The following is a 16,290-nucleotide window of genomic DNA, read 5'->3' as shown; positions in this document are numbered from 1 at the left end:
TCTCGAAGCCAGGGGCTGGGCTGAGGGATCAAAGTTCTCTTTTCAGGGCAGGTTCTTCTGTTTTGCAGGTATTTTTTCAAGGGGCAGATGATGGAAAAAGAAAGAGAGTCCGTGGTACGGGTGAAACTGCGTTTTCAGGAGAAGATGGGCCTTCTGCTTCCCCATGTGAGAAAAAAAATCATGGAGCAGGTGCAGGCCATAGCCCTCATTGTCCTTTATCTTGTGGCCTTTCAGACCCTTGTGCTGGGAATCCCCGTGGCGGAAAGCGCCACCGTGGCTTTGGGTATTGCCATCATCGTGGTGGGTTTAGCTTTTTTCATGGAGGGGCTGTTTCTGGGCCTAATGCCGCTGGGTGATGCCATTGGTATTCGCCTGCCCCAGAAATCGGGGCTTGGGGTGATTCTGCTCTTTGCCTTTATTCTTGGGCTGGGGGTTACCTTTGCCGAACCGGCCATTGGTGTGCTGCAGCTCACAGGAGCTTTTATCAAGGCCTGGGATGCTCCCCTTCTTTTTCTTCTTCTGAATAAGCATGCCGAAGCCCTGCGCCATGCGGTGGGGGTCGGTGTCGGGCTTGCCGTGGTGCTGGGGATGCTGCGTTTCATGTATCAGTGGTCACTGAAGCCTTTTTTGTATATCAGCGTAGGTTTCCTGCTTTTCTTTTCCCTCTGGTCTTTTTATGACGCCAACATGCATCCCCTTTTAAGTCTGGCCTGGGATGCGGGGGGAGCCACCACAGGGCCTGTGACAGTTCCCCTTGTGCTGGCCCTGGGAATGGGGATCTGCCGTGTGGTGAGCAGGGGAGGTGTCGATGGCGGTGGTTTCGGGGTGGTGACCCTGGCCTCTCTGATCCCTGTTTTTACGGTGCTCTTCCTTGGCCTTTTCTTTTTACCTGCCGTACCGTCTCCCATGTCCCAGGAGGCTTTTTTCAGCTCTGAAAACCGGGAAAAGGTGCTTTTTCTTTTTGAGGACGAGACTGACCTTCGGGCCTATGCCCTTAAAAACGCCAGCGAAGCCTCCCAGTTGAGTCTTCTGGGTGGGAGGGAAGAAATGCAGGCCTTTTTGAAGACCCTTCAGGAGGACGGGGAGTTGAGAAGGCGGATATTCGGAAGCAATGAGAGATCCTCATTGGAAAAGTGGGCCGTTTCCCAGGGCAGTCCGGAGCAGCGCATGGAGATTTTCGGGAGCAGTGAGGCCGTTCGCAGGGCCGTGGCCGAATATTCGGGGATGGCAGTGCGTCCGGATACGGGGGCTTTTCTGCTGCGTAACGGAATTGAGAGTGTACAGGCCATTGTTCCCCTTTCCCTCTTTCTGATTCTTGTACTGGTAGGCTGGCTCCGGGAAAAGCTTCCCCGTGCGGATGAAATTGTTCTGGGGCTGTTTTTTGCGACTTTGGGCATGTTTTTATTCAATGTGGGCATTGAGATGGGGCTTTCCCGGCTGGGTAATCAGGTGGGAGGCGCGCTTCCCGCATCCTTTAAGCGTATTGAGCTGGTGGAGCAGACCCGTATTCTGCCCCATTTTGATGAGGGCCTTATCCATACGGCTCTGGGGCCCGGGGGAGAAAAGACCCGTTTTTTCTATGCCAACCTCAACGGCGGCTATGTGCAGGTTCCCTTTGAAAAGGAGAGGCTGGATGCTGAAACCGGCCGTTATACCTTTGTGCCCGCAAAGGGACCTATGTTCGGGCATGATGGGCATCCTGCGGGATTCATTGTGGTGCTGCTCTTTGCCTTTGTCATGGGTTACGGGGCCACCCTTGCGGAACCCGCCCTAAATGCCCTCGGGCTGACGGTGGAGACTCTCACCGTTGGAGCCTTTAGAAAATCTTTGCTCATGCAGACAGTTGCTGTTGGTGTGGGGATTGGGATCAGCGTGGGTGTGGTGAAGATCATCTGGGGGGTTCCCCTCCTCTATCTTATTGTCCCACCCTACCTTTTGCTTCTGGTTCTGACCTGGTTTTCCACAGAAGAGTTTGTCAATATCGGCTGGGACAGTGCCGGTGTGACCACAGGACCTATTACCGTTCCCCTCGTCCTGTCCATGGGGCTTGGCATCAGCTCCCAGGTGGGAGCTGTGGAAGGTTTTGGCATTCTGGCCTGTGCCTTCGTGTATCCCATTGTCTGCGTGCTTGCCGTTGGTCTTCTGATCCGGATGCGCAAACAGGCCATGCTCCAGAGCCCTGTGGCCTGAGAAAGGTTTGCCATGGAAGACAATTGTTCCTGCACTCGGATTACTGCCAGCATGGATAAGGTTTTTGCAAAGGATGTGCTGGCCGCAGCCCATGACATCGGGATCAGTCATCTGACCTGCGAAATGGGCCGCGGTGTGATGCTGAGGCCAGGGGGTGGGTTCCGGAATCTTTTTTTTGGAAAAAATGCCCTTCTGGAAGATCCCATACAGATTTTTTCCTTTGTGGTGGCTTCCGGACAGGCAAGGGCGGTCATAGAGTTCTTTGCGGCCCGTCTGCGCATGGACATTCCGGGCAGGGGGACCCTCTATGCCGAGGATATCCGGATTCCCGCTTCCTTTCTCTCCCTGCCTCCCTTGCCGCTGTCCCTTCCGGAATCTGCCCCCCAGCTCATGGCTTCGGATCTGATGGCCATCCGCTGCATCACCCAGCAGGGGGAGGGGAACCGGGTGGCTGAAATCGGCCTGCGCACGGGAACGGGGGTGCCCGCCATCACCTTCGGTACAGGGACAGGATTGCGCAATCGGCTGGGGCTGTGGCGTGTTCTGATTCCTGCGGAAAAGGAAATTACCACTCTGGTGGTGGATGAAGCCCATGCAGAGACGGTTATGGACAGGATGATTCAGGCAGGGTCTCTGGATCAGCCGGGCAAGGGCTTCATCAGTCTTTCTCCCGTGTCCATGGGGATTCTCAATACCCGCTTTGCCGCAGGTCCTGCCAGTCAGGCGGCCAGCATCGAGCAGATTGTAGCCGCCCTGGATGAAATCCGGGGGAATACGGAGTGGCGCAGAAAATCCCTGAATCCATCGGCAAAACCTGCTTTGCGGAGATTTCTCACAGGTCTTGTGAATTTTTCCATGATCTGCAACGAGGGTTTAGGGGAGGCCTTTACCCGCAGGGCCATGGAAGCCGGTGCCGGGGGAGCCACCTTAAGTCTTTTAAAACACATAGATCTGGAAAAGTCCCAGTCTAAAGTCAGTCCGGCGAGGGAGATCAGTGTGATGACCATAGGCGAAAATCAGGTGGAGGAGGTGCTGGAGGCCCTCAGACAGGCGGGGCTTTTTATGGAAGAAGCCGCAGGCGAGGTGCAGATCAGTCTGGTTCCAAAGGCTTGTACCTTTCTGGGTGATGCCGGGCAGTAAAGGGAGCGGTTTTTGAAGAAAGAACTGTGTTTTTTCATGGCATCCGCTAGCCTGTTCTTATTCTTGGGGGTGGAGGCTGCATTCTGATAATTTGATTTTTGATAAAATTGCAGCAGACTATACGGAGTAGTGGGGCAATGATGATGAAACTTTATGCCTATGCCCGCCTTATTCTTTTTATGGCTGGGGTGCTTTTTGGTATCCAGATTCCAGGTTTTCTGGATGCCTACGGCAAAAGCCTGGAGTTTCGTCTTCAGGAATCCATGCGCAGTCTTGCACTTTTTCAAAAGGATGCGGACCGTTACTTTGAAGGGGATCTTGGTCGCCTCATTGACCATTACGATAAAACCGGAGATCCTGTTTTTCAGGATGGCGGCGGTAATATTGCCGCCATCAGTGCAAGGAAAAATCTTCTTGAAAAGGCCCTTATTGATTTCAGAAAAAGCCGGTTCAATGCCATTTGTCATGTGCTTCTCAGGCCGGTAAAGGACGTACGCGATAGTGTTTTTGAAACCTACACCCATGTTATCCGGTTAGATACGGATGCTGTGTTTGCGGGTCTTGCGGCAGGTCTTGTCACAGCCCTTTTTCTGGAGATGCTCTTGTCGGTTTTTCTTATTCTTTTCCGAAAGACCCTTAAAATATCAAAGAAAAAGGGGTGACTCCTTTTCTTCCGGACAGAACAGGGCTGGGAATCAATGGCTGAGTCAGAGTGCTGATCAGAATTTATTGTCTTATGCAGAAAAAAGCATAGCCATATTTTTATAAAAAGAGAGGTTTTAGGTGCTTCATATCTTTGTGGATGCTGACGCCTGCCCGGTAAAGGAAGAAATCTACCGGGTTGCCCGTCGCTACGATCTTCCGGTAACTCTGGTTGCCAATACTTCCATGCGGATTCCCCGTGAAAAGGGAATCACTCTTCAGGTGGTGGGGGGACGTTTTGATGAGGCGGACGACTGGATAGTTGAGAAAATACAAGACTTTGATATCCTCGTAACCGCCGACATACTCCTTGCCGCCCGTTGCATTGCAAAAAATGCCTCCGTCCTTGGTCCCGGTGGAAAAGCCTTTACGGAAAGCAATATCGGGGATGTGGTTGCCAGCCGCAACCTCCTTGCGGAGCTGCGGGGAGCCGGAGAAATCACCGGCGGGCCAAAGCCCATGGGACCAAAGGATCGATCCCGTTTTCTCCAGAAATTTGACGAGATGATTCAGGCGATCCGGCGTCAGCTCACCACAAAACGCCCCATCCTTTGACCCAGATCCAGAGAAAGGGTTTCGAGAATACTGACGGAGTTGCCCACGGCATTGCTGTTTTTCTGGAGGTGGGCTGCGGTATGGCCTACCTTTTCCACCTCTTCTGCCATTTTTTCCGTATTTTCAAGGGTGCGGCCAATGCTTTCCTTCACCCTGTCAACCCCCTGACCAATGCCTGCCATGGCTGTGCTGAGATCCACCGCCTGATGCTGGCGGCTTTGCATATCTGCCGCCATGGCTTGCATCATGGTTTCAAGTTCTTCCGCCACACCCACAATGCCACTGATTTCTTCACCGGCTTCCCCTGCTGTACTGAGGATTTCATTGAGCCTTCCCCGGATTTCTCCGGTGGCCTCGGAAGTTTTTCTGGAAAGTTCCTTGATCTCTGAAGCCACTACGGCAAAGCCCCTGCCTGCTGCTCCGGCCCTTGCGGATTCTATGGTGGCATTTAAAGCCAGCAGGTGGGTTTTATCCGCAATATCTGTTATCAGATCCACCACTCGATGAATACTGGCGGCTGCTCCTCCCAGTTTCTGCATACGCTGGCTGGCGGTTTCTGAACGGGAAAGGGTGATTTTTGTTGTGTTCAGTACCTTTTCGCTCTGAACAGCCACAAGGCCCACGGCTTCTTTCAGCTTGTCTGCAATTCCACGAACTTTATGGGTATCCGATTCCACGGAAAGCATGGCCTGCGTTACGGAGGCCATTTCTTCTTTCATATGGCCCATCTGTTTTGCAAGCCCGCAAGTGCCTTTTTCCACGGCCTGGGATGTTTCTGCAAGCTCCCGGCCCACATGGCTGAAGGCCACGGCTTCCCTTTGGATGCTCTGTGCAATGAACCCTATGGCTCCCACCTGTTTACGCAGCATCCCGAGAAAGGCATTGAAGGCCTTTGCCATCCGCCCCACTTCATCACGGGTCCAGACCTTTACGCTGGCCGTAAGATCGCCACCGCCTTCGGCAACTTCACGGAAACGGTATGCCGTTTCCCGGAGGGGTCCAAAAATGCGGGCTGTCATCCACCGGACAAAAATAAAAAGCGTTATACCCAGCACAAGACCTGTTCCGGCCATGGATTTTCCTGTCTGGAAAACGGCATTGCCATGTTCCATGCGCCGGGCATCCAGATGCCCTTTGATATCATCCATCCACAAATCAGCACAGACAATCCAGTCCCATTCAGGCACCAGCCGGTAGGCCAGCAGTTTTTCCGCAATATGGCCGTCCTTTTCAAAGGAAAAGGAGAGGAAGCCGGTTTCCGAGGTGGCTGCCGCTTCCAGAATTTCATCTACCATATAGCGGCCATGGCTGTCTTGAAAATGCCCCTTCTGTACCTTGCCCGTAAGCTCAGGAAGGCTGGCAGAAACATAGAGCATGCCCGCCGTATCCATCACCCAGAAACCATCCTGACCCTGTGCGCCAAAACGCATGGGCGAAAGGGCATTCACCGCATCCGTATAAAAACTGGCCGTGGATACAATGTGGGCAGCGGCAGCGGTCAGATCTTCTAGCTGTCGCTGCCTTTCATCCATGAGCTGAGACTCCATGGCATTGAGGGACATGGTTTCAAGGGAGTGAAGTCCCCGGAAAGTCAGTCCGGCAGCGATTGTGAGGCAAAGTACCAGCACGCTTCCCACAAGAAGCTGAATTTTTCCTGCTATCCGCATTTCTTCTCCTTAATAGTCATGAAGATATCTTAGAGCATCATAGGAAAGAGCTCTGCGGACACTTAGGCCATCAAGGAGCAGGAAGAATGAGAAATGTGTTAGAAGTTTGTGAAAAGATCCTGAAGGCTGCTCCCATGCGTGGGCAGGAGAGAATGCAGGAATGACCAGATTTTAATCAGACCCTTATACTCCCTGAACATGGTTTTTCTATCTTCATGCTGGCAGAATCGGGAAAATAATATTTTAGGAAAGGAGCATGAAGATGGCTTTATCCATGATTGTTCTCGATGCGTATCAGCTCTATGAAGATGAGCCTTATATGAATGAACGGCAGAAGGCGTGGTTTCGGGAACGCCTGATGGAACAGCGGGATTTGCTGGTGCAGGAGGCCCGCATACGGCTCAGGGAGATCCGTGAAGCGGATATGGTAAGGGTTTCCGATATGGTGGATCGCAGCATATGCGAAACATGGAGGGAGCAGGAACTTAGGGTGCAGGCCCGTTTCAGGGAAGTGCTGGACAGAAACACCGAAGCCCTTCGTCTTATTGAGGAAGGGGATTACGGATATTGCTGCCTGACGGGTGAACCCATAGGTATTCCCAGAATGCTGGCTCTTCCTGATGCCCTTTTCAGTGTGGAGGCTCAGGAGTTCAGGGAGTCAAATGCAGGGTATATGGCCCTGCTTTGCGGTTGATATTTAAGGGAAGCTGGATGGCGTAAGCCCCTGATTTCAGTAGCCTTGTTTTCCGTCAGCCCTTTTTCCATGAAAAAGGGCATTTTTGCTCACAAAAAACAAACAGAAACCATATTTTATCCTGACAATTCCTGCGTAAGGTGCCTTCCGATACTGGCGGAAAAAAACAGGCAAAAGCCTGTTCCTTTTCCTGATGAAAACCTTTACAGCGGAGTGTCCGGATGAAGTTCTGGGGAATAAAATCCTTTATGGTATGTCTGTTTGCGGCAGCAGGAATGATGGGTGTCTTTCTGCCTGCCACCGTTGTACATGCGGGTGAAATCACCGTGTATACCTCCTATGAGGAAGATGAGGCAGCAGCCTTTCTTGCCGCTGCCCGGCGGGATCTGCCGGATATCAAAGTGAATATGCTGCGTCTTTCCACAGGAGATCTCCATGCCCGCATGCTGGCGGAATCCGCCAATCCCCGCCACGATGTAATCTGGGGCTGGGCTGTAACCAACATGGTCGATCCCCGGATTCTTAACATGCTGGAATCCTACCAGCCGCAAGGCATTGAAAAGGTACCCGCACGGTTCAGGGATGCAAAGAACCGCTGGTTTGCCACCACAGGATACATGGCTGCTTTTTGCGTGAACAATGAAGTACTGAAACGCAGAAACCTGCCCATGCCCACCTCATGGGAAGATTTGCTGAAGCCCAAATTCAAGGGTGAAGTGGTCATGCCTAACCCTGCCAGCTCCGGTACCGGTTATCTTCAGATTGCCTCCATCCTGCAGATGAAGGGAGAGGAGAGAGGCTGGCGTTATCTGGAAGCTTTGGACAAAAATATTGCCCAGTATATCAAAAGCGGTTCCCGGCCCTGTAATGCGGCCAGTGCTGGTGAATTTGCCGTGGGTGCCTCCTTTGCCCTTCGGGCCATCAAAAACATTGATGAAGGATTTCCCATTACCATGGTCATTCCTTCAGAAGGTGCCGGCAATGAGCTGGAAGCCACAGGGCTCATGAAATCCTCCCGCAACAAGAAGGATGCAAAGCGTTTCATTGACTGGGCACTTTCTGCCAATGCGGTAAATGAATACTATAAGTGGAAAGAAATCGTTACCGTAAGTGGTGGCACCATGCCAAAGAACTTTGTGGCAGCCGGTCTTCCCGAAGATATAGGCTCTGTGATGGTGGACATGGATTTTGACTGGTCTGCGACAAACAGGGACCGGATTCTCAATACCTGGCAGCAGCGGCTGGAACGCTAGAAAAATCAGAGCTGTACGGGCTTTTTGCCTGTGCAGCTTTTTTGTTTTGCGATGGAAGGGATAAGCATGTCTTTGGAAATACGGAAAATAAGCAAGTTCTTCGGGGGGATGAAGGCGCTGGATGGCGTATCCTTAAGCGTTGAAACAGGAGAAATGATCTGTTTTCTTGGCCCTTCTGGCTGCGGCAAAACAACCCTGTTGAGAATAATAGCAGGCCTTGAATCTGCCGATGGGGGCAGCATATATCTGGATGGCAGGGATTTATCATCCCTTCCCGCAAGAAAACGAAATTTCGGTGTGGTATTTCAGTCCTATTCCCTTTTTCCCAATTTAAGTGTTGCCGCCAATGTGGCTTACGGGCTTGAGTGTCGCAGGTGGCCGGGGGCGAAAATCAGAACAAGGGTGGAGGAAATGCTTGCCCTTGTGCATCTTGGGGACCATGCCCGTAAACTTCCCCACCAGCTTTCGGGCGGGCAGCAGCAGCGGGTGGCTCTGGCAAGGGCGCTTGCGCCGGAACCTTCCCTTCTGCTTCTGGATGAACCCCTTTCCGCATTGGATGCACAGGTAAGGGAAGAGCTGCAGGAAGAAATACGGCGGGTGCAGCAGCATCTGAAAATCACCAGCATCATGGTAACCCATGATCAGGAGGAAGCCCTTTCCATGGCCGACAGGGTAATGGTGATGAAAGACGGCAGGGTGATGCAGACGGGAACTCCCATGGACATTTACAGAAAACCGGAAAACTCCTTTGTGGCGCAGTTTATCGGCAAAATGAATGTTCTTCCTGCCCAGAAGGAAATACCCGTTCAAAGCCATGTGGCTGCAGAGGGCAGCAGGCCAAGGGTCATTGGGATTCGTCCCGAAGATGTGCAGATTGCCTGTTGCAGCAGGGAAGAAGGCACTTTCAACGGTGTTGTGGATCAGGTGGTAAGGCTGGGTAACCTTACCCGCGTGAGCCTGCGGGTGGGAAATATTATGGGTGGGGAAAAAGATTTTACGATTGTATCGGAATTGCAGGGCATGGGGGATGGACTGGAAGTGGGTGCCAGCCTGCCGCTCTGCGTTCAGCCGGAAAATGTGAGGGTACTGGAATGGCATTGATTCGACAGGAAGAAGAACCTTCCCCAAGACTGTTTCCCCGCAGGATGTTGACGATGATTACCCCTGCTGTTTTTGTACAGAAAATGAAACAGATGGATGGAGAAGCTCTGCTCAAGGGACTGATGCCTCTGCTGGTGGCGCTGCCCCTTGTTCTTTTTGTACTTTACCCCATGGTGCATATCCTTGGCCGCAGTTTTCAGACTCCCGAGGGCACGGGTTTTGGCAACTATATTTCCGTTATGGGAACATCACGTTTTTTGGGTCTTGTGTACAACAGTTTTGCCGTTACCCTGATGACAACGGGAATTACCCTCATTCTGGCCTATATCTATGCCTATGCCATACAGAGAACCCGTATTCCCTTTAAAAATTTTTTCCGACTTCTTGCCCTGATTCCGGTGTTTGCTCCCTCTCTGGTTCAGGCCCAGGGGCTGGTTCTTCTGCTGGGCCGCAATGGCCTGATCAACCGCACCTTTGGCACGGATTTTTCCATTTACGGATACTGGGGAATTGTCATTGCCAGTGTTCTCTATGTGTTTCCCTATGCCTTTCTCATTTTTTCCGCCTCCCTTGCCATGGCGGATAACCGCCTTTACGAATCCTCCCGCATTCTGGGGGCAGGCAGTGTCAGAACCTTTCTGAAAGTAACCCTGCCTTCCACCCGCTTTGCCGTCATGGCATCGGGATTTGTGGTGTTCACTCTGGTAATGACGGATTTCGGCAATCCCATGGTTATTGGCGGAGATTACAGTGTACTGGCAACGGAAGTATATAATCAGGTGATAGGACAGGCAAACTTTGAGCTGGGCGCGGTCATCGGCATGATTCTGTTGCTGCCCGTGGCACTGGCTGTTGGACTGGAAAAGTGGCTGACACGAGGTGGAAATATGGAGATCTCCGACCGTGCCCAGCCTTTAGAGATTCAGCCCCATCTCCCAAGGGATCTTGCCTTTGGCAGCTTTGTTCTTCCCATGGCATCTGTCATTCTCGCAGTGGTGGGAGTGGTGATTTTTGCAAGCTTTACCCATCTGTGGCCCTATCGCATGGAGTTTTCCCTGCGTCACTACAATTTTGATGTGCAAAATGGCATTGCTCCCCTGTGGAACAGTATTTATATCGGGCTGATGGCTGCAGGTATCGGTGTGATTGTTGCGGGTCTGGGTGCATGGGTTACGGAACGCTGCCGCACATTCATGGACGGACCTTTGTATTTTCTCTGCATTGCACCCGCAGCCATTCCCGGCATGGTGCTGGGCCTTGGCTATGTGCTGGCCTTTAACCATCCTTCCAGTCCCGTTTCCATGCTCTATGGTTCTCTTCTGCTTTTAGCCATTTGTAATGTTTATCATTACCATGCCCAGGGTTTTCTCATCGCTTCCACCAGCATGAAACAGATAGCAGGAACCTATGATGAGGCTTCCGCCGCTCTGGGCGGGTCTTTCATAAGGACCCTGCGCAGAATCACCCTGCCCCTGATGTGGCCCACCCTTGTGGGGGTGGCGGTGTTTTTCTTCATGCGAAGCATGGTGACCCTCAGTGCGGTGATTTTTCTCATAACGCCTTCCACGCAGGTGGCGGCCGTTTCTGTTTTGATGCTGGAAGATCGGGGTGCTGTGAATCAGGCGGCCGCATTTTCCGTATGCATCATGGCCGTAGTGGTGGGTGTGCTGCTGGTGGCAAGGCTTCTGCTAAATGCCTTCGGGTACAGGCATATTTCTTTGATCCGTTAAGTTTCCGGGCATAAAATAAAGACAGAGCCGTGAAAACCATCCAGCATTGAAGATAAAATATTTATTTAATTAAATACGATGGACTCGCAAAAAAACAAAATTCCATAACCTTTTAAATTTGTTGTCTTGATGTGGTTTTGCTATTGATTCAAGGAGCCGTTTTTGTTACATATATCCTGTGATATTAATCTATTATAAGGATTTTGCATGATCTACGTCAAAGACCACAAACAGTACGACATGTTCAGYCCGTTTGAGCATCTTGGTCCAAAGAGGCTGGCTCTTCTGGAGTCATCATGGGCGCATCTGTTTCGTGAAGAAATCCTCCACAGACTTCCGGTCAAGAAACTGTTTCATCTCTTTGACGACGGBAAGGGTCGGCCTACCAARGAACTCCATGCCATGCTCGGACTTGTTTTGTTACAGCAGATGGAGGATCTGACTGATGATCAGGCGATTCGGCAATATGCCCTTAATATCGAGTGGCACTATGCACTGAACATTACAGACCCTTCCGACTCCAGCTGCTATGTGGCTCACCGAACCCTTTGGGGCCTGAGGGATAAAATCGGGCAGCTTGGGCTTGAACAGGCACTTTTTGAAAATATCTCAGAGACACTGCAAAAWTTGTTCAGTCTGGATACATCAAAACAGCGCCTGGATTCGGTGCATATCTTTTCCAACATGGCCCACCTGGGACGGATCCGTTTATTTGTCAGAACTCACCGGAAGTTTCTCATCAATCTCAAACGACACCATCCTGATCTTTACCATTCCCTTGATGAGCTTGCCACCTGCTATGAAGCAAAAAATGATGGTCTGTTTGCTGTCAAGCCCAGCGATGCATCCCGCACCCTTGAGCAACTTGGCAACGACTGCTTTCTTCTGGTGGAACGGTTCAAAGATCATGAAGCCGTTGCTTCCATGGCCTCTTATAAGCTTTTGGTGCGGATGTTCAGCGAGCAATGTGTAGTCGAAAAGAATGATGACACCACGAAGGTGGTTATCAAACCCAGTAAAGAGGTATCGTCCCAGTCACTGCAAAACCCATCCGATCCGGATGCCACCTACTGCGGTCATAAKGGTAAAGGGTTCCAGGTACAGGTCATGGARACCYACTCACCGRACAAAAGTCAGCCAGATCTGATTACCCACGTCAAAGTTGAAGCCGCCCATGAAAATGATGCCAATGCCCTGCTGCCAGCMATCGAGGATGTGGCGGAACGGAACTTGATYCCGACAGAGCTTTTGGCCGATTCTCTCTATGGCAGTGATGAAAACCTGGCAAAGGCTAAAGAGCTTGGAGTCGAAATTGTCTCCCCGGCTATGGGCAAAACTCCGGCGGGTTTCAGTTTGACCGAATTCTCGTTTTCGGATGCAGACGAGATGATTGCCTRCCCTGAAGGCCAGAAGCCTAAAAAGATCAAGAACGGTAAGAATGATGGCAAGATTGTTCACTTCGATAAGGTYACCTGTGAAGGTTGCCCGAGGCAATCCGACTGTCCTGTAAAAATTTTAAAGAACAGTGCAACYATTAAGTATRACGACAAAGTTTTACGTCTGGCCAGACGAAGAGTGGTGGAAAAAACGGAGGGTTTTCGAGATGTCTACCGATTYCGTTCCGGCGTCGAGGCAACCATGTCCGACCTTGACCGCATGACTGGAATAAAACATCTGCGGATCAGGGGAATGACAAGGGTCAGGGTTGCAGCGGTACTCAAAGTGACAGGATTAAACATCCTGAGGGCAACTGCGTTCAGAAATCGCCTCAAAAGGGTAAAAAGGCGAGGTGAGGGGGCAAACACCCTTAAATTTGCCCTTCATAAGATTGTCAAAGAGCGCATTTTGCATCTACCAGACTCGATTCATCAATTTGTAAGGATATTTTTGTCCCGGAACAATCTTTTCAACTTTTCCTCACAAAATATGGCTTGAGACTTTTTGCGAGTGCATCATAATATATTTGCTATGAATTTGATTGTAAATATATTGTTATAGGATGACTGTAATACAGTTCGTTGTCTGCCCTCTGTCGTTATTTTGTGGTCCTTGCAGAGTGACGGGCAATCAGAATGAACCGGGAGAAGGTCAGGAAAAAATCATTAAAGAGAAAAAGAGTTTCCAAGAACCGTGGCTGTATCCGGGGGCGGGGGCGCAAGGGTGGGGGCCAGAAGCTGCCATGCAGAAAAACTATTTTAAAAATTTAATGGATCGGGATTCCCCTGGACTCAGTAATCAGTATTTTTAAATATTTTTTTCAGAATGTCTGTCGGTTGGAATCAGAATTTTTTAATTGTTATTTCAGGATACCTGCTGGCTGGGCTGCTCTGGACCCTTCTTTTTCTCTTTAATGTTATGGTTTCTAAAGCCCAAAATGGACCCCTAAACTTGAAATCTCTTTCAAACTTCAGCCCTAGCCTTGCCGCACCTATGTGAATGGAAAACAGATTCATAGGCCCACCCTTCTTCAGGATGGTGATGAGATTCTGCTAGGCCTTTACGCCTTTGTACTGGAAGGGGCTGCTGCTGGTAAAAGCGTTTTGATAAAACGACAGACCCTGGATGGCTTTACCCTGGAAGCCAGAGATATCAGCAGAACCACAATCCATGGATTTTGTATTCTGGATGATATCAGTATTGGAGTAAGTAACAAGCACTTATTATTTCAGACTTTTTCCCATTCAAAGCAGGTAATGTTTCTGGTCTCACTGTCAAACTCAACACCGATAAGATAAATATCCTTAAAATCTGAAATAAATTTTTCATAATATTTTTTATCTTTTATCTGACCAAGTGCTGATTTGTTATTTTGTGAAAGCCTTTTTACCTTGAACTCAAAAACATATACCCTGTCTTCAAACTTAACGCTCATATCAAGTCTGCCCTGATTGGTTGTATCTTCAGCTCTTACATCAAGGCCTATGGAAGCAAAATAGCAGTAAAAAATTGACGCATAATAGCCCTCATATCCTGAAAGCTCATTTTTTCTGTACCAGTCATGGGGGATTGATGCAAAAAATGTGTAAAATAGATCTTTTAATTCATCTATTTTGTTTGCTTCAATGAGTCTGTAAAGCTTCATTCCCGAATCTATCTGGATTTTAGGACTGCTTATAAAGTATCCAAGTATAAATTCTGTCAAACTCATTTTTACTTCATGGTTTGGAAATGAAAGCTCATACATTTTTCTTGAACCAAGATTATAAGAATCCTTTATTGTCAGGTATCCTGTCTGAAATAAAATTGTTTCAAGCTCAATAAAGTCTATGTCAAAACTTCCAAGAAGTGCTTCTGTTGCATATAGTTTTTCAAGGTTGGGTATAAGGTATTTTTTTTCTTTTAAAATATCTATTAAAAAGGTTGGGGTTGCTGTTTCAAACCAGAAGTTATTAAATTCTTTTGTATCCAGAAACAAAAGTATATCAAATGGATTGTACACAGAAATTCCAGAAAAATTGTAACCATTGTACCATTTTTTTATGCGTTCTCTGCTTAAGCCTTCAAGCCGTTCTTTAAATACTGTTTCAAGCTCGTTTTCCGTATATCCGCATATATCTGAATACCTTTTATCAAGGGTGATATCCTGCAGATTATTAAGTCCTGAAAAAAGACTGACCTTTGAAAATTTGCTTACACCTGTTAAAAAAGCAAATTGTACATAGGCATCGCTGTCTTTTATTACGGAATAGATATTTTTCAGGCCTTCCCTTACCTCAAGGGCTTTGTCTTTGTTTGTAATATTATCTAAAATCGGCTTATCGTATTCATCTACTATGATTACGACTCTTTTGTTGAATTTTTCATTAAGCAGCTCAATTAACCGACTGAATTTTTCCCTTACAGAATTGCAGTCAATTTTAATAGAATATTCCCGCATTGATTTTTCAAGCAAAAAATCAATTTTCCGGTCAAGATCTTCACGCTCCTTAATTACTCCCCCACCGAAACTTAAGAAAATCACAGGATATTTTTGTGACCAGTCCCAGTTGTTTTCAAGATAAAGACCCTTAAAAAGATCTTTGTTGCCCCGGAAGGCTTCCCTTAAAGTGTCTGCAAAAAGACTTTTTCCAAATCTTCTCGGCCTTGAAAGAAAATAATATTTTCCATTGTCTGTAAGTTGCCTGATGTGTTTTGTTTTATCTGCATAGCAATAATTGTTTTCTGCAAATTCTTTTAAATTGGATATGCCTATGGGTAGTTTTTTCATTGTTTCACCATCGTTTTTTAGTCGTCATAAACCTTTAGTAAACAATTTTATTTTAATAAATCCTCAAGGAAATCATTCTTGCACAGTGGGGCATAAAAAAAAAGTTACCATTGATGCACTCGCAAAAAGTCTCAAGCCATATTTTGTGAGGAAAAGTTGAAAAGATTGTTCCGGGACAAAAATATCCTTACAAATTGATGAATCGAGTCTGGTAGATGCAAAATGCGCTCTTTGACAATCTTATGAAGGGCAAATTTAAGGGTGTTTGCCCCCTCACCTCGCCTTTTTACCCTTTTGAGGCGATTTCTGAACGCAGTTGCCCTCAGGATGTTTAATCCTGTCACTTTGAGTACCGCTGCAACCCTGACCCTTGTCATTCCCCTGATCCGCAGATGTTTTATTCCAGTCATGCGGTCAAGGTCGGACATGGTTGCCTCGACGCCGGAACGRAATCGGTAGACATCTCGAAAACCCTCCGTTTTTTCCACCACTCTTCGTCTGGCCAGACGTAAAACTTTGTCGTCATACTTAATGGTTGCACTGTTCTTTAAAATTTTTACAGGACAGTCGGATTGCCTCGGGCAACCTTCACAGGTGACCTTATCGAAGTGAACAATCTTGCCATCATTCTTACCGTTCTTGATCTTTTTAGGCTTCTGGCCTTCAGGGYAGGCAATCATCTCGTCTGCATCCGAAAACGAGAATTCGGTCAAACTGAAACCCGCCGGAGTTTTGCCCATAGCCGGGGAGACAATTTCGACTCCAAGCTCTTTAGCCTTTGCCAGGTTTTCATCACTGCCATAGAGAGAATCGGCCAAAAGCTCTGTCGGRATCAAGTTCCGTTCCGCCACATCCTCGATGGCTGGCAGCAGGGCATTGGCATCATTTTCATGGGCGGCTTCAACTTTGACGTGGGTAATCAGATCTGGCTGACTTTTGTYCGGTGAGTAGGTCTCCATGACCTGTACCTGGAACCCTTTACCCTTATGACCGCAGTAGGTGGCATCCGGATCGGATGGGTTTTGCAGTGACTGGGACGATACCTCTTTAC

General features: G+C 48.8%; 13 protein-coding genes. 9 read left to right on the top strand and 4 right to left on the bottom strand.

Going from position 1 to position 16,290, the window contains the following annotated elements; all coding sequences use genetic code 11:
• Positions 1 to 90 precede the first annotated feature (90 nt).
• The 4 genes from FIM25_RS06350 (at position 91) to FIM25_RS06335 (ending at position 4,587) form a co-directional block, all read left to right on the top strand.
• Entirely contained in the window at positions 91 to 2,190 is a 2,100-nt protein-coding gene (locus FIM25_RS06350) for a DUF1538 domain-containing protein (RefSeq protein WP_179953207.1), read from the top strand.
• A 12-nt stretch (positions 2,191 to 2,202) separates the two neighbouring features.
• The gene (locus FIM25_RS06345) at positions 2,203 to 3,330 is read left to right on the top strand and encodes a hypothetical protein (RefSeq protein ID WP_179953206.1); all 1,128 of its coding nucleotides are present in this window, start codon (positions 2,203 to 2,205) and stop codon (positions 3,328 to 3,330) included.
• Positions 3,331 to 3,467: 137 nt separating this feature from the next.
• A complete protein-coding gene (locus FIM25_RS06340) occupies positions 3,468 to 3,992 on the top strand; it encodes a DUF2937 family protein (protein ID WP_139447463.1) in 525 nt (174 codons plus the stop codon).
• Positions 3,993 to 4,113: 121 nt separating this feature from the next.
• Positions 4,114 to 4,587, top strand: a complete 474-nt coding sequence (locus tag FIM25_RS06335; RefSeq protein ID WP_139447461.1) for a YaiI/YqxD family protein — start codon at positions 4,114 to 4,116, stop codon at positions 4,585 to 4,587.
• Here the strand turns inward: FIM25_RS06335 and FIM25_RS06330 are convergent.
• Positions 4,557 to 6,254 carry a methyl-accepting chemotaxis protein gene (locus tag FIM25_RS06330; RefSeq protein WP_139447459.1) on the bottom strand — a complete coding sequence of 566 codons (1,698 nt, stop codon included), beginning with the start codon at positions 6,252 to 6,254 and terminating at the stop codon, positions 4,557 to 4,559. The genes FIM25_RS06335 and FIM25_RS06330 overlap by 31 nt on opposite strands.
• Positions 6,255 to 6,516: 262 nt before the next feature.
• Here FIM25_RS06330 and FIM25_RS06325 point away from each other — a divergent pair, with 262 nt between their 5' ends.
• The 5 genes from FIM25_RS06325 to FIM25_RS06305 all read left to right on the top strand — a co-directional run bounded on the left by FIM25_RS06325 (position 6,517) and on the right by FIM25_RS06305 (position 12,967).
• Positions 6,517 to 6,948 (top strand): TraR/DksA family transcriptional regulator, encoded by a 432-nt coding sequence (locus FIM25_RS06325; protein ID WP_179953205.1) that lies wholly within the window; start codon positions 6,517 to 6,519, stop codon positions 6,946 to 6,948.
• A gap of 221 nt (positions 6,949 to 7,169) precedes the next feature.
• Positions 7,170 to 8,201: an ABC transporter substrate-binding protein gene (locus FIM25_RS06320; RefSeq protein WP_218961316.1), complete on the top strand. Its 1,032-nt coding sequence runs from the start codon at positions 7,170 to 7,172 to the stop codon at positions 8,199 to 8,201.
• A gap of 66 nt (positions 8,202 to 8,267) precedes the next feature.
• Positions 8,268 to 9,302 (top strand): ABC transporter ATP-binding protein, encoded by a 1,035-nt coding sequence (locus FIM25_RS06315; protein WP_139447455.1) that lies wholly within the window; start codon positions 8,268 to 8,270, stop codon positions 9,300 to 9,302.
• Positions 9,293 to 11,032 carry an ABC transporter permease subunit gene (locus tag FIM25_RS06310; protein WP_139447453.1) on the top strand — a complete coding sequence of 580 codons (1,740 nt, stop codon included), beginning with the start codon at positions 9,293 to 9,295 and terminating at the stop codon, positions 11,030 to 11,032. Before FIM25_RS06315 ends, FIM25_RS06310 begins: the two co-directional genes overlap by 10 nt.
• A 207-nt stretch (positions 11,033 to 11,239) precedes the next feature.
• Positions 11,240 to 12,967 carry a transposase gene (locus tag FIM25_RS06305; RefSeq protein ID WP_139447451.1) on the top strand — a complete coding sequence of 576 codons (1,728 nt, stop codon included), beginning with the start codon at positions 11,240 to 11,242 and terminating at the stop codon, positions 12,965 to 12,967.
• Between the two features lie 344 nt (positions 12,968 to 13,311).
• Here the strand turns inward: FIM25_RS06305 and FIM25_RS17045 are convergent, their stop codons facing one another.
• The 3 genes from FIM25_RS17045 to FIM25_RS06295 all read right to left on the bottom strand — a co-directional run bounded on the left by FIM25_RS17045 (position 13,312) and on the right by FIM25_RS06295 (position 16,198).
• Positions 13,312 to 13,485, bottom strand: coding sequence for a hypothetical protein (locus tag FIM25_RS17045; RefSeq protein WP_179953204.1), 174 nt, complete (start codon positions 13,483 to 13,485; stop codon positions 13,312 to 13,314).
• A gap of 212 nt (positions 13,486 to 13,697) precedes the next feature.
• Entirely contained in the window at positions 13,698 to 15,239 is a 1,542-nt protein-coding gene (locus FIM25_RS06300; protein WP_139447449.1) for an ATP-binding protein, read from the bottom strand.
• A gap of 131 nt (positions 15,240 to 15,370) precedes the next feature.
• Complete coding sequence (locus FIM25_RS06295) at positions 15,371 to 16,198, bottom strand: transposase (RefSeq protein WP_139447447.1); 828 nt, start codon at positions 16,196 to 16,198, stop codon at positions 15,371 to 15,373.
• Between the last annotated feature and the right edge of the window lie 92 nt (positions 16,199 to 16,290).

Origin of the sequence: Desulfobotulus mexicanus (assembly GCF_006175995.1) — a bacterium.
GTDB lineage: Bacteria > Desulfobacterota > Desulfobacteria > Desulfobacterales > ASO4-4 > Desulfobotulus > Desulfobotulus mexicanus.
This window is presented reverse-complemented; position numbering and strand designations above follow the sequence as displayed.

Coding starts and splice junctions, on each gene's coding strand:
- FIM25_RS06345 (WP_179953206.1), top strand. CDS start 2,203: ATGGAAGACAATTGTTCCTGCACTCGGATTACTGCCAGCATGGATAAG.
- FIM25_RS06300 (WP_139447449.1), bottom strand. CDS start 15,239: ATGAAAAAACTACCCATAGGCATATCCAATTTAAAAGAATTTGCAGAA.
- FIM25_RS06350 (WP_179953207.1), top strand. CDS start 91: ATGGAAAAAGAAAGAGAGTCCGTGGTACGGGTGAAACTGCGTTTTCAG.
- FIM25_RS17045 (WP_179953204.1), bottom strand. CDS start 13,485: ATGAATCTGTTTTCCATTCACATAGGTGCGGCAAGGCTAGGGCTGAAG.
- FIM25_RS06320 (WP_218961316.1), top strand. CDS start 7,170: ATGAAGTTCTGGGGAATAAAATCCTTTATGGTATGTCTGTTTGCGGCA.
- FIM25_RS06340 (WP_139447463.1), top strand. CDS start 3,468: ATGATGATGAAACTTTATGCCTATGCCCGCCTTATTCTTTTTATGGCT.
- FIM25_RS06310 (WP_139447453.1), top strand. CDS start 9,293: ATGGCATTGATTCGACAGGAAGAAGAACCTTCCCCAAGACTGTTTCCC.
- FIM25_RS06330 (WP_139447459.1), bottom strand. CDS start 6,254: ATGCGGATAGCAGGAAAAATTCAGCTTCTTGTGGGAAGCGTGCTGGTA.
- FIM25_RS06325 (WP_179953205.1), top strand. CDS start 6,517: ATGGCTTTATCCATGATTGTTCTCGATGCGTATCAGCTCTATGAAGAT.
- FIM25_RS06315 (WP_139447455.1), top strand. CDS start 8,268: ATGTCTTTGGAAATACGGAAAATAAGCAAGTTCTTCGGGGGGATGAAG.